Genomic DNA, 14561 nt, shown 5'->3' on the forward strand with positions numbered 1-14561 from the left:
AAAGTTTAATTATATTTACTATAAAAACGCTTTTATTGTAAAATGAAAGTGTTAGTTTTAGGAGGGTGATCGTATGAGTTGGGAAGATAATTACCAAACTTGGAAAAATTATCCTGATTTATCATCAGATTTAAAAACAGAATTAGATAATTTAGCAAATAATCAAGAAGAATTAGAAGATGCATTTTATGCACCATTAGAATTTGGAACTGCTGGAATGCGTGGAGTAATTGGAGTAGGTATAAATAGAATGAATATTTATACTGTTCGTCAAGCGACTGAAGGTTTAGCAACATTTATGGATACCTTGGATGATGAGGTAAAGAATCGAGGAGTAGCAATTAGTTATGATTCTCGTCATCATTCTCAAGAATTTGCATTTGATGCTGCACGAGTATTAGGAGCTCATGGAATTCCAACTTTTGTATTTGAAAGTCTACGTCCAACACCTGAACTTTCATTTACAGTACGTCATTTACATACATATGCAGGAATTATGATAACTGCAAGTCATAATCCTAAACAATATAATGGTTATAAAATTTATGGCGAAGATGGGGCTCAAATGCCACCTAAAGAGTCTGATTTAATTACAAAATATATCCGTCAAGTTAAAGACTTATTTGATGTTACAGTTGCTGATAAGGATTCATTAATTGAAGATGGCACAATGAAAATTATTGGCGATGAAGTTGATCAAGCATATTTAGCTGAAGTTAATAAAGTAACAATAAATCGTGAATTAGTTGCCGAAGAAGGCAAATCAATGAAATTGATTTTCACACCATTACATGGAACAGGTGCCATGCTTGGCGAAAAAGCATTGAAGCAAGCTGGATTTGAAAACTTTACAATGGTACCAGAACAAGCAATGCCAGATCCTGATTTTTCTACAGTTAAGAAGCCAAATCCTGAAGATCCAGCTGCATTTGACTTAGCAATAAAATTGGGAAAAGAACAAGGAGCAGACTTATTAGTTGGGGTTGATCCTGATGCAGATCGTCTCGGAGCAGCAGTACGTCAACCTAATGGTGAATATAAATTATTAACAGGTAATCAAATCGCAGCATTATTATTAAATTATATTTTAACAGCACATAAAAATGCAGGCACATTACCTGAAAATGCTGCAGCAGTAAAATCAATTGTTTCAAGTGAGTTTGCAACTAAAGTAGCAAATAATTTTAATGTTAAAATGATAAATGTATTAACTGGCTTTAAATTTATTGCAGAACAAATTAAAAACTTTAATCAAGATCATTCTCATACTTTTATGTTTGGATTTGAAGAAAGTTATGGATATCTAATTCGTCCATTTGTACGTGATAAAGATGCAATTCAATCAACGGTTATGCTTGCAGAAGTTGCTGCTTTTTATAAGAAACAAGGTATGACTTTATACGATGGGTTGCAAGAATTATTTGAAAAATATGGTTACTTTGCAGAAAAGACATTATCATTAACATTTGATGGTGTAAATGGTGCACAAGAAATTAGTGATTTGATGACTAAATTCCGTGAAGAAGCACCAGAACAATTTGCAGGTTTTAAAGTTAGTGCACTTGAAGATTTTGAAAAGTCTACAAAAACATTGATTGATGGTAAGACTGAAAAAATTAATTTGCCAAAATCAAATGTACTTAAGTATATTTTAGAAGATGGAACTTGGATTGCAGTCCGTCCTTCAGGAACTGAACCTAAGATTAAGTTCTATATTGGAACACAAGCAGACACACAGGATGAAGCAATTGAAAAACGTGATCAATTTGAAGCAACTGTGATGGCTTTTGTAAAGGGCTAAGATATTAAAAAGTTAATAATAATAAAAAGAGGTTGTAGTTAATGGCCTCTTTTTATTTACATTTATATAAATAGAACAAAGATTTATACGAAAATACGTTCGATGTGCTAGAATGTTTATGATTAAGCTTAAAGAGAAAGGAGTGTTTTTGATGATAGAAAAACAAGTTGATAAAAAGTTTGATCTTGTTGCTCCATATAAACCAACAGGAGATCAGCCTAAAGCGATAAAAGAATTATCAGATGGATTAAAAAAGGGAGAAAAATCTCAAATTTTATTAGGAGCAACAGGTACAGGTAAAACGTTTACTATTGCAAATGTTATTAAAAATAATAATAAGCCAACATTAGTTTTGGCTCATAATAAAACTTTAGCAGGGCAATTATATGGGGAATTAAAAGAGTTTTTCCCACATAATGCAGTAGAATATTTTGTTAGTTACTATGATTTTTACCAACCTGAAGCATACGTACCATCTAGTGATACGTATATTGAAAAAGATTCAAGTATTAATGATGAAATAGATAAATTGCGGCATTCAGCTACAAGTGCATTACTTGAAAGAAATGATGTAATAGTAGTTGCTTCAGTATCATCAATATTTGGATTGGGTAGTCCTTTTGAATACCAGAAACATACAATCTCATTACGTGTGGGACAAGAAATTAACCGAGATGAATTATTAAAAAATTTAGTAGATATTCAATATGATCGAAATGATATAGATTTTCAACGTGGAAGATTCAGAGTACATGGGGATATTGTTGAGATTTTCCCTGCTGCACATGATGAACGAGCATTAAGAATTGAATTTTTTGGTGATGAAATAGATCGTATACGTGAAATTGATCCACTGACTGGCCAAGTATTTGGTGATCGAAAGCATGTTGCGATTTTCCCAGCAACTCATTTTATGACAAATGATGAACAATTAAAACATGCAATTAAGAGTATTGAATCAGAATTAGATAAGCGCACGAAAGAATTGCATAAAGAAGGTAAATTACTAGAAGAACAACGATTAAAACAACGAACCACATATGACATTGAAATGCTTAAAGAGATGGGATATACGAATGGTATTGAAAATTATTCACGTCATATGGATGGAAGAAAAGCTGGTGAACCACCATACACATTACTAGATTTCTTCCCCAAAGATTTTTTAATTGTTGTAGATGAATCACATGTAACAATGCCACAAGTACGTGGAATGTACAATGCCGATATTTCTAGAAAGCAAATGCTAGTTGATTATGGATTCAGGTTACCTAGTGCTTTAGATAATCGCCCATTAAAATTAGCTGAGTTTGAAAAACATGTGCATCAAATTATTTATATGTCAGCAACCCCTGGCCCTTACGAAAAAGATCAAACAAACCATATTGTTGAACAAATTATTCGACCTACTGGATTACTAGATCCAACAATAGAAGTTCGACCAGTTATGGGGCAAATGGATGACTTAGTTGGTGAAATTAACAAGCGTGTAGAGCGACATGAAAGAGTTTTTGTAACAACCTTAACGAAGAAGATGGCTGAAGATTTAACTGATTACTTTAAAGAATTGGGGATTAAGGTAAAGTATTTGCATTCAGATATTAAAACTTTAGAGCGGACGCAAATTATTCGAGACTTAAGATTAGGAAAATTCGATGTTTTAGTTGGAATTAATTTACTTCGTGAAGGAATTGATGTTCCTGAAGTATCTTTAGTTGCTATCCTTGATGCAGATAAGGAAGGATTTTTAAGAAATGAGCGTTCCTTAATTCAGACAATTGGACGAGCTGCTCGAAATGCTAATGGTCATGTAATAATGTATGCAGATGAAATTACAGATTCAATGCAAAAGGCAATTGATGAAACTAAAAGACGGCGAAAAATTCAAGAAGAATACAATAAAAAGCATCACATTGTTCCGAAAACAATTCAAAAAGACATTCGTGCAGAAATTAAAGCTACTGAAAATGATGAACAAACAGACAATACAAATATAGATTTTGAAAAGATGAATAAAGCTGAAAAACAAGAAATGATAAAACGTCTAAAAGAACAAATGAATCAAGCATCAAAAGATTTAAACTTCGAAGAAGCAGCATCTTTACGTGATACAATTTTAGAATTACAAGCACAAATAAGTTAGGAGGTAGATAAATTGGTTCAAAATAAAATTGAAATTCATGGGGCACGTGCACATAATTTAAAAAATATAGATGTAACAATACCTAAAAATAAACTTGTTGTTATTACTGGATTATCTGGTTCTGGAAAGAGTTCATTGGCGTTTGATACTTTATATGCAGAAGGACAAAGACGTTATGTAGAAAGTTTATCATCATATGCACGACAATTTTTAGGACAAATGGAAAAGCCTGATGTTGATTCGATTGAAGGACTTTCGCCAGCAATTTCAATTAATCAAAAAACAACTTCAAATAATCCAAGGTCAACAGTCGGTACAGTTACAGAAATAACTGATTATTTAAGATTGTTATGGGCCCGAATTGGAGTACCAATTTGTCCTAATGATGGTCATAAAATTACAAGCCAATCGCCTCAACAAATTGTGGATCGAATATTAAAACTTGAAGATCGAACAAGAATTCAAATTTTAGCACCAGTAGTTCAAAATAAAAAAGGTCAACATAAAGAAATATTTAAAAAGATTCAACGTAAAGGTTTCGTTCGAATGATTGTTGATGGAGAACAACATGAGATTAGTGATGAAATTGAGTTAGATAAAAATAAAAAACATTCTATATCTATTGTTGTAGATCGGATTATTATCAAAGAAGGAATTCGATCACGTTTATTTGATTCAGTGGAAGCAGCATTAAAATTGACAAATGGCTATGTTTCAGTAGATGTGATAGATGGTAAAACATTACAGTTTTCTGAAAAATTAGCATGTCCATATTGTGGATTTTCGATTAAAGAACTTGAACCTAGACTTTTTTCATTTAACGCACCTTTTGGAGCTTGCCCGGATTGTGATGGATTAGGAGAAAAGATTGAAGTAGATCCAGATTTAATAATTCCAGATAAAAATAAGTCTATACAAGAAGGTGCAATTGTTCCATGGAGAGCTGAAAGTTCAAAATATTATTACTCTTTACTAGAACAATTTTGTATTCTTAATAAGATTGATATTACAAAACCATATAAAAAATTAACTAAGAAACAGCAGGAAAAATTATTATATGGTGATGCTTCAAAAGAATTTCATTTTAATTTAAAAAGTGAATTTGGGAAAGTAAGAACTGTTGATATGAAATTTGAAGGAGTAATTCCAAATATTGAGAGAAGATATCGTGACACTTCAAGTGCTTTCAATCGAAATATTTTACGGCGGTTTATGACTAGTCAAATTTGTAAAATGTGCCATGGATATCGCCTAAATCAGCAGGCATTAGCGGTGAAAATTAATGGCATGCATATTGGGGAAGTTTCAGATTTACCAGTTGATCAATTAGTTGATTTTTTTGATAATTTAACATTTACTGAACAAAAGAAACAAATTGCTGAACCAATCATTAAGGAACTTCATGATCGGCTCACATTTTTAAAAAATGTTGGATTAGATTATTTAACATTGTCTCGTTCTGCACGCACTCTTTCTGGTGGAGAAGCTCAACGAATTCGATTAGCTACACAAATTGGTTCTAATTTATCGGGGATAATTTATGTTTTAGATGAGCCATCAATTGGACTACACCAACGTGATAATGATCGTTTAATAGAATCATTAAAAAAGATGCGTGATTTAGGGAATACATTGATTGTTGTTGAACATGATGAAGACACAATGAAAGCTGCAGACTATTTGATTGATATTGGCCCGGGTGCAGGAGCGAATGGTGGACATATAATGGCCGCAGGAACTCCAAAACAAGTTATGCGAAATAAAAATTCACTCACAGGTCAGTATCTATCAGGAAAAAAGATAATCCCTATACCTTCTGAACGTCGGTTGGGAAATGGAAAAAGTATTAAATTATTTGGGGTTAGTGAAAATAATTTAAAAAATATTAATGTAGAATTTCCTTTAGGTAAATTTATTGCAGTAACTGGAGTTTCTGGATCTGGAAAATCTACTTTAGTTAATCAAGTATTAGAAAGAATTTTAGCTCAAAAACTAAACAATAATACGACAGATCGTCCGGGAAGATATCAAAAAATTACTGGAATAAAAAATTTAGATAAGGTAATTAATATTGATCAATCTCCTATTGGACGTACCCCAAGAAGTAATCCAGCTACCTATACTGGAGTTTTTGATGATATCAGAGGATTGTTTGCACAAACAAATCAAGCGAAAATCAGAGGATATAATAAAGGCCGTTTTAGTTTTAATGTTAAAGGTGGCAGATGTGAAACATGTAAAGGCGATGGCATTATTAAAATTGAAATGAATTTCTTGCCAGATATTTACGTTGATTGTGAGGTTTGTCATGGTTCTAGGTTTAATTCAGAAACTTTAGAGATTGAATATAAGGGGAAAAACATTGCCGAAGTATTAAAAATGACAGTTGATGAGGCTTTGAAATTCTTTGATGCAATTCCTAAAATTAGACGTAAACTTCAAACAATTTCAGATGTTGGATTAGGTTATGTTCAATTAGGACAATCGGCAACAACATTATCAGGTGGAGAAGCTCAAAGAATGAAATTGGCTTCAGAATTGCATAAAAAGGCCACGGGAAAAACTTTATATATACTAGATGAACCTACAACTGGATTACATGCAGATGATATAAATAGGTTATTAAAGGTGTTACAACGTTTAGTTGATAAAGGTAATACAGTATTAGTAATTGAACATAATTTAGATGTTATAAAAAATGCAGATCATATAATTGATTTAGGCCCAGAAGGTGGAGAAAATGGTGGGAATGTTGTAGTAACAGGTACGCCAGAAGAAGTTGCTTTATGTAAAGAAAGTTATACTGGCCAATATTTAAAACAATTATTAAATAAGCAATAGCAATATATGATAATATGAAATATATAAGTAATGGAAATTAATAATTTAGTATAGCAGATATATTGAGGTGAGGGAGGAAATTACATGAATGAACCTTATGAATTAGTAATTGTCACCGGAATGAGTGGTGCTGGGAAAACAGTTGCAATGCAAAGTTTTGAAGATTTAGGTTATTTTTGTGTTGATAATATGCCACCAAAATTATTGCCTAAACTCTGGGAATTAGTAATGGAAACTGGGAAAATTCATAAAGTTGCATTAGTAATTGATTTACGTGCACGTAATTTTTATGATGAAATAAATGAGATTTTACCAAAACTACAAAAGCAGCATGTAATTAAGACTAGAATTTTATTTTTAGATGCCTCAGATGAAGAATTGGTTGCACGATACAAGGAAACTAGAAGATCACATCCATTATCACGTGATAGTCGACCTTTAGAGGGAATAAAATGCGAGCGCAAGCTTCTAGCTGATATAAAATCTCAAGCACAATTAGTAGTGGATACAACAAATATTTCACCACGGAAATTACGTGAAGAAATATTTCACAATTTTGAAACAAATAGTGACTATCCATTTAGAATCGATGTAATGTCATTTGGATTTAAATATGGATTGCCAATCGATGCTGATATTGTTATGGATGTGCGATTTCTACCTAATCCATACTATATTCCAGAACTTCGAGATAAGACCGGATTAGATAAAGTAGTATATGATTATGTGATGAATTCTAAAGACACAGAAGCTTTTGTTAAGCAATTTAAAGGATTACTAAAGACAGTAATTCCAGGTTATATCAAAGAAGGAAAAACTAATGTTGTGATTGCAATTGGCTGCACTGGCGGACAACATCGATCAGTTGCATTAACAGAACGAATTGGCAATTATTTGAAAAAAGATTATCAAGTGTCAATCTCACATCGTGATATAAATCGAAGAAAGGAGACAGTTAATCGCTCATGAGTAGATTACGACCAAAAATAGTAATGATTGGTGGCGGAACAGGATTACCAGTAATTTTAAAGGGATTACGTAAACAAAATGTAGACATCACTGCTGTCGTTACAGTCGCAGATGATGGTGGATCATCAGGAATTATTCGTGATTATATTAATGTTGTTCCACCAGGCGATATTCGGAACACAATGGTCGCTCTTTCAAATATTCCAGAGTTAAGAAAAGAAATTTTTCAATATCGTTTTAAAACTGATGATCAATTTTTCTCTGGACATGCGATAGGTAATTTGATAATTGCTGCTCTATCAGAAATGAATAATGATAATATTTTTGAAGCAGTCCAGCAGTTGTCAAAAATGATGGATGTACAAGGACATGTGTATCCAGCATCTAACATTCCTTTAATTTTAAATGCTAAATTTAGTGATGGGACACAACTCGCAGGTGAGTCAGAAATTTCTGCTGCAGGTAAAACGATAAAAGAAGTCTGGGTAACAGCAATTGATGATACTAAACCTAAAGCGGTACCTGAAGTCATAGATGCTATTTTAGATGCAGATCAGATTGTATTAGGACCAGGTAGCTTATTTACAAGTATTTTGCCTAATTTGATGATTAGTAATGTTGGACAAGCAGTTTTACAAAGTAAAGCCGAGGTTGTATATATTTGTAATATAATGACTCAAAAAGGTGAAACAGAACGTTTTACTGATGCTCAACACGTAAAAGTTTTACACCGCCATTTACATCAGAAATTTATTAATACAGTTTTAGTTAATACTGAACCAGTTCCAGCTGATTATATGGATCGACAAAAATATGATGAGTATTTATATCAAGTTAAACATGATTTTAAAGGCCTTAGAGCAGAGGGCTGTCGAGTTATTTCTGATAACTTTTTAAAATTAAAAGATCATGGTGTATTTCATAATGGAAATCGAGTGGTTGAAGAATTAATGCAATTAATTGGACGACCAAATTCTTGGATTGATTAATTCAAAAAGAAGGGATAGATTGCATTGTCTTATGCAAGTGATGTAAAAAAAGAACTAACAATGCTTGAAGTTCATGATGAAGGAAATGGAAAAGCAGAATTAATGGCACTTCTTCGAATGAATGGATCTTTAAGTATTGAACACCATCATTTTGTATTATCAGTACAAACTGAAAATCCTGCAACTGCACGTAGAATATATAAGTTATTAAAACAATTTTATAATATTGAAAGTGAACTTTTAGTTAGGCGCAAAATGAAATTGAAGAAAAATAATTTATATATTGTAAAATTAAGACATGATAGTGAAAAGGTATTAAATGATTTAAATATTTTAGAAGGTTTTCAAATACAACAAACCGTTCCTTTAAATTTTTTAGATAATGATTTAAAAGTACGTTCATATTTAAGAGGTGCTTTTTTAGCAACAGGGTCTGTGAATAATCCAGAAACAGGACGATATCATTTGGAAATTTATTCATTATATGAAGAACATAATGACACTATTTGTGAAATGTTGAATCGTTATCATCTTAATGCTAGGAAAACGCAGCGTCGAAGTGGATATATCACATATTTAAAAGAAGCTGAAAAAATTGCTGATTTTTTATCTTTAATTGGTGCAACGAATTCAATGTTGAAGTTTGAAGATATTAGAATTGTCCGTGATATGAGAAATTCAGTTAATAGGATTGTTAATTGCGAAACTGCAAATTTAAATAAAGTTGCAGATGCAGCTAATAAGCAAATAGAAAATATTAAATATTTAGATGAACACTTAGGCTTAGATAAAATTCCAAGTAAATTGCAAGAAGTTGCATTGGTTAGAGTAGCTCATCCTGAATTAAGTTTGAAAGAATTGGGAGAGTTAGTACCAGGAGGGCCCATTTCTAAATCTGGAATAAATCATCGACTTAGAAAAATAAATGAAATGGCTGAAAAAGTACGTCAAGGTGGTAAATAAAAAAAACATCAAATCGATTATTCGATTTGATGTTTTTTTATGTTTTCAAGAATTATTTATCCATCTTTTTCTTGTTTTCCATAATTTGATCAATCAAGCCATATTTAAGTGCTTCTTCAGCAGTCATGAAATTATCACGATCAGTATCATTATTAATTTTTTCGATAGGTTGACCAGTGTGATCAGCTAAGATTTCATTAATCAAATTACGAGTTTTTAAAATATGTTCTGCAGCAATTTGAATTTCAGTTGACTGTCCTTGTGCACCACCAAGTGGTTGGTGAATCATTATTTCTGAATGAGGTAAAGCAAAACGTTTTCCTTTTGTACCAGCAGTAGCTAAAATTGATGCCATTGAAGCAGCCATGCCCATCACAATTGTTTGAACATCAGCATTAACAAAGTTCATTGTATCGTAAATTGCTAAACCAGCTGAAACGGACCCACCTGGAGAATTGATGTACATGTAAATATCTTTTTCTGAATCTTGTGCATCTAAGAAAAGCAACTGCGCAATGATTGCATTTGCCATATCATCATTGATTTCACCAGATACCATAATAATTCGATCTTTTAATAAACGTGAGTAAATATCGTATGCACGTTCTCCTTGACTTGATTGTTCAATAACTGTAGGTATTAAAGCCATAATTAAATAGCCTCCTTAAATATATAAAAGTTATTAACTTGAGTTTAACATATAAAACTTACAAATTCATTTTATAATAATGGTCAACAAAGGTCAAATTAACTATAATGTTTTGCGTTCTTTTGAAGATGGAATATTCATTATTGAACGATATTTTGCAACAGTTCTTCTTGAAATTTGGATTTTTTTAGTTTGGAGTAATTCTACAATTTTCTGATCTGATAAAGGATTATTTTTATCTTCATCACTAATTAATTTTTTTATATTTTGTTGTACAGTATTGACACTAATAGAACAGTTTTCAGCATAACTAGCAGCTGTTGTGAAAAACGATTTTAATTCAAATATACCAAAATCACATTTTAAATATTTGCCACTGATGGCTCTACTAATTGTAGATTCATGTAATTGTAATTGGTGAGCAATATCACGTAATAAAAGTGGTTTTAATGGATGAGAATCTTCAAGAAAAAATGAAGATTGTTTTTTTACGATTGCTTGACCAACTTTTAAAATTGTTGCTTCACGTTGTGATAGTTCAGCAGTTAATTGTTCATATTCAATTTCTTTCTCTTTAAGATACTTTTGAACATCGTTATTTGTATTTTTTGAAAAATTATTAAAATATGCTTTTTTAAATAAAATTTTAGGAGTATTAGATGTAGTAAATTGAACTGATAGTGTGTTTTTATCTTGTTTAACTATCAAATCGGGATATATAAATTCAGTTTCATTATTTTGATATCCAGCACCAGGAGCAGGGGATAATGTACGCACATATTTAAGAACTTTTTTGATATGTGCACAATCAGTTTTATATTTTTTAGCTAATTTATTCCATTTTTTTTCTGTAAAATCGATAAAATCATTTTGTAAAATTGGCAAAGCAAGTTGAGGTGCAGAAGGATTATCTTGTGTTTGTAAAATTAGACATTCTTGTAAGTCACGTGCACCAATTCCAGGTGGATCAAGGCGTTGCAATAGAGTTAAAGCATCTAAAACTAATGTTTTATTAAATTTTTGTTCTTTGTATAGTTTGTCAATATCAATACTTAAATATCCGTTATCATCTAAATTTTCGATAAAATAAATTACTAGAGTTCTAATTGGGGTATTACGCATAGTCAAATGAACCTGTTCTAATAGATAATCGTCAAGGGAAACTTGATGTTTGCTTTGAATAAATTGATTTATATCATAATCTTTTGAGTTCAAATTTGAGTGAAATTCTATATCAATAAAAGGATTTTCTAATGCTTTTTGTTTTAAATATGAGTACAGTTCATCATTTGTAGATTTTAAAATTTTAATCGATTGTTGCATTTGTTGAGTCATTGCTAATTTTTGTAATTGCTTTTGATTGATATTTTGAGAAAGAGTCATAATATTCCCTCGTTAATTTATTTCTGTTGCAATTTATACTTTTATAAGATAATATAATAAAAGTAAATGCGCCGATAGTGTAATGGATCGCACACAAGATTCCGGTTCTTGTAATCTGGGTTCGACTCCCAGTTGGCGCATTTTTGCCGTGATCAATGATCACGGCTTTTTTTATTAAAAATACATAAGTAAGTGTGCTTAATAAAGTATTTTCTAAAGTAAATATTACTAGATTATTTCAATAAATGAAAGCGCAATCTAAAAGCGCTTATAATTAATAAGATTAATTTAGGATCTTATAAGTTGAATATGCTTGCACGTGTCAATTTTTACTGATATAATTCAAAGGTGTTAAGGGTAGTTAAAATTTATTAACGATCCTTTAGTATAAATTTACCTTTTAGGAGGAATATTAATATGACTACAAAAGTAGGTATTAATGGTTTTGGTCGTATCGGCCGTTTAGCATTCCGTCGGATTGCTGAAGTATCAGATGATTTGGAAATCGTTGCTATCAACGACTTAACATCACCAGCTATGTTAGCTCACTTATTGAAGTATGACACAGCTCATGGTCAATTTGATGCAGAAGTATCTGCAACAGATCACTCACTTATCGTAAACGGTAAGGAAATCCCTGTATATGCAGAAGCAGATGCAACAAACATTCCTTGGGTTAAGAACGATGGTGTTGATTTAGTACTTGAATCAACAGGTTTCTACACATCAGAAGAAAAGGCATCAGCACACTTGAAGGCTGGCGCAAAGAAAGTTCTTGTATCAGCACCAGCAGGTGACATGCCAACAGTTGTTTACGGTGTAAACGATGACATCATCACACCAGATGCAAACATCATTTCAGCTGCATCATGTACAACAAACTGCTTAGCACCAATGGCAAAGGCTGTTAACGATGCATTTGGTATCAAAGCAGGTACAATGACAACAACACACGCATACACAGCAACACAACACTTACAAGACGGTCCAGACCGCAAAGGTAATGTACGTAACGCACGTGCTGCTGCACAAAACATCATTCCTCACTCAACAGGTGCTGCAAAGGCCTTAGGTAAGGTAGTTCCAGAATTAGACGGCAAGTTAGATGGACACGCATTACGTGTACCAACAATCACAGGTTCAGTAACAGAATTAGTTGTAACATTAGACAAAGCAGTTACAGCTGAAGAAGTAAACGAAGCTGTTAAGAAGGTAACAGATGGTAACGAATCATTTGGTTACAACGCAGACGAAATCGTATCAAGCGATATCATCGGTACATCATTTGGTTCAGTATTTGACCCATCACAAACACAAGTTGTCGGTGAAGGCGAAGGCCAAGTAGTAAAAGTTGCTGCATGGTATGACAACGAATCAGGCTTCACAGCTCAAATGATCCGTACATTAGAAAAATTCGCAAGCATGCTTTAAGATAAAGCATTAAAAATCTAATTTGATTTTTGGAGGCGGGTGGAGGTAAGCCTTCTCCTGCCTTTTTAATTATAGTTAAAATTGGCTGACAACAACCGATTTGACTACCAATAATATATTTTATGGAGGTACTACATAATGGCTAAACTTATGGTTTCAGACTTAAAAGATGACCTTAAAGGTAAAAAAGTTTTAGTTCGTGTAGATTTCAATGTTCCATTGAAAGATGGCGAAATTACAGATGATAACCGTATGACTGCTGCTTTGCCAACAATCAACTACATCATCGATAACGGTGGAAAGGCAATTCTATTTTCACACCTTGGACGTGTTAAAACAGAAGAAGATAAAAAGGCTTTAACATTAAAACCTGTTGCTAAACATTTAGCTGAATTATTAAATAAACCAGTTACATTTGTTCCAGTAACACGTGGTCCACAATTAGAAGAAGCAATTGACAACATGAAAGACGGCGACGTTTTACTTGTTGAAAACACTCGTTTCGAAGATTTAGATGGCAAGAAAGAATCAGGTAATGACCCTGAATTAGGTAAGTACTGGGCTTCATTAGGTGATATCTATGTAAACGATGCATTCGGTACAGCTCACCGTGAACATGCTTCAAACGTTGGTATTGCTAAGAACATGGAAGCAGAAGGTAAGAAAGCTGCTGCTGGTTTCTTATTAGAAAAAGAAATTAAATTCTTAGGTAATGCAGTAGATAATCCTGCACATCCATTTGTTGCAATCTTAGGTGGTGCAAAAGTATCAGATAAGATTGGTGTTATCAACCACTTATTAGACAAAGCTGATAAGATTATCGTTGGTGGTGGTATGGCATATACATTCTACGCTGCTAAGGGTATTAAGATTGGTAATTCATTAGTTGAAAAAGACAAGATTGAATTAGCTAAAGAAATTATGGATAAAGCTGGCGACAAGTTAGTTCTTCCAGTTGATAATGTTTGTGCAGAAAAATTTGATAATGATGCACCAAGCAAAGTTATTGAAGGCGACATTCCAGATGGTTGGATGGCATTAGATATTGGACCTAAATCTGTAGAATTGTTTGAAAGTGTATTGAAAGATGCTAAAACAGTTGTATGGAATGGACCAATGGGTGTATTCGAAATGCCAAACTTTGCTAAGGGTACATTAGAAATTGGTAAGTTCTTAGGAACATTAACAGATGCTACAACAATTGTTGGTGGTGGTGACTCAACAGCTGCTGTTAAGAAATTAGGCGTTGCTGATAAGTTAACACACATCTCAACTGGTGGTGGCGCATCACTTGAATATCTTGAAGGTAAGACATTACCAGGTATCGCCGCTGTATCTGACAAATAATTAATTTTTTAATGATAGGGAGGTTTTTCCTCCCTATTTTAAAAT

Annotated in this window: 10 protein-coding genes and 1 tRNA gene; 9 read left to right on the forward strand and 2 right to left on the reverse strand. The window is 32.5% G+C overall.

What is annotated here, in order from left to right; translation table 11 throughout:
* The first annotated feature begins 73 nt into the window (after nucleotides 1-73).
* From QPK35_RS00990 to whiA, 6 genes are all read left to right on the forward strand, one after another.
* The gene (locus tag QPK35_RS00990; protein WP_290033615.1) at nucleotides 74-1801 is read left to right on the forward strand and encodes a phospho-sugar mutase; all 1728 of its coding nucleotides are present in this window, start codon (nucleotides 74-76) and stop codon (nucleotides 1799-1801) included.
* Between the two features lie 151 nt (nucleotides 1802-1952).
* The gene (uvrB, locus tag QPK35_RS00995; RefSeq protein ID WP_290033616.1) at nucleotides 1953-3944 is read left to right on the forward strand and encodes an excinuclease ABC subunit UvrB; all 1992 of its coding nucleotides are present in this window, start codon (nucleotides 1953-1955) and stop codon (nucleotides 3942-3944) included.
* A gap of 12 nt (nucleotides 3945-3956) precedes the next feature.
* Nucleotides 3957-6785, forward strand: coding sequence for an excinuclease ABC subunit UvrA (uvrA, locus tag QPK35_RS01000; protein ID WP_290033618.1), 2829 nt, complete (start codon nucleotides 3957-3959; stop codon nucleotides 6783-6785).
* A gap of 84 nt (nucleotides 6786-6869) precedes the next feature.
* On the forward strand, nucleotides 6870-7754 hold the full coding sequence (gene rapZ, locus QPK35_RS01005) for an RNase adapter RapZ (RefSeq protein ID WP_290033619.1): 885 nt from the start codon (nucleotides 6870-6872) through the stop codon (nucleotides 7752-7754).
* Nucleotides 7751-8743: a gluconeogenesis factor YvcK family protein gene (locus QPK35_RS01010; RefSeq protein WP_290033620.1), complete on the forward strand. Its 993-nt coding sequence runs from the start codon at nucleotides 7751-7753 to the stop codon at nucleotides 8741-8743. Before rapZ ends, QPK35_RS01010 begins: the two co-directional genes overlap by 4 nt.
* Nucleotides 8744-8767: 24 nt before the next feature.
* A complete protein-coding gene (gene whiA, locus QPK35_RS01015; RefSeq protein ID WP_290033621.1) occupies nucleotides 8768-9706 on the forward strand; it encodes a DNA-binding protein WhiA in 939 nt (312 codons plus the stop codon).
* A 52-nt stretch (nucleotides 9707-9758) separates the two neighbouring features.
* Here the strand turns inward: whiA and clpP are convergent, their stop codons facing one another.
* Together clpP and rpoN are read right to left on the reverse strand one after the other, a co-directional pair.
* On the reverse strand, nucleotides 9759-10355 hold the full coding sequence (gene clpP / locus QPK35_RS01020) for an ATP-dependent Clp endopeptidase proteolytic subunit ClpP (RefSeq protein WP_290033622.1): 597 nt from the start codon (nucleotides 10353-10355) through the stop codon (nucleotides 9759-9761).
* Between the two features lie 102 nt (nucleotides 10356-10457).
* Entirely contained in the window at nucleotides 10458-11738 is a 1281-nt protein-coding gene (rpoN, locus tag QPK35_RS01025; RefSeq protein WP_290033624.1) for an RNA polymerase factor sigma-54, read from the reverse strand.
* A 68-nt stretch (nucleotides 11739-11806) separates the two neighbouring features.
* Between rpoN and QPK35_RS01030 the strand changes: the two genes are divergently transcribed.
* The 3 genes from QPK35_RS01030 to QPK35_RS01040 all read left to right on the forward strand — a co-directional run bounded on the left by QPK35_RS01030 (nucleotide 11807) and on the right by QPK35_RS01040 (nucleotide 14516).
* Nucleotides 11807-11878: transfer RNA gene (locus tag QPK35_RS01030), tRNA-Arg, on the forward strand.
* A 277-nt stretch (nucleotides 11879-12155) separates the two neighbouring features.
* Nucleotides 12156-13169 carry a type I glyceraldehyde-3-phosphate dehydrogenase gene (gene gap / locus QPK35_RS01035; protein ID WP_290033194.1) on the forward strand — a complete coding sequence of 338 codons (1014 nt, stop codon included), beginning with the start codon at nucleotides 12156-12158 and terminating at the stop codon, nucleotides 13167-13169.
* A 138-nt stretch (nucleotides 13170-13307) separates the two neighbouring features.
* On the forward strand, nucleotides 13308-14516 hold the full coding sequence (locus QPK35_RS01040; protein WP_290033626.1) for a phosphoglycerate kinase: 1209 nt from the start codon (nucleotides 13308-13310) through the stop codon (nucleotides 14514-14516).
* Nucleotides 14517-14561: the final 45 nt, after the last annotated feature.

This window comes from Ligilactobacillus cholophilus (genome assembly GCF_030389495.1).
Taxonomy (GTDB): Bacteria; Bacillota; Bacilli; order Lactobacillales; family Lactobacillaceae; genus Ligilactobacillus; species Ligilactobacillus cholophilus.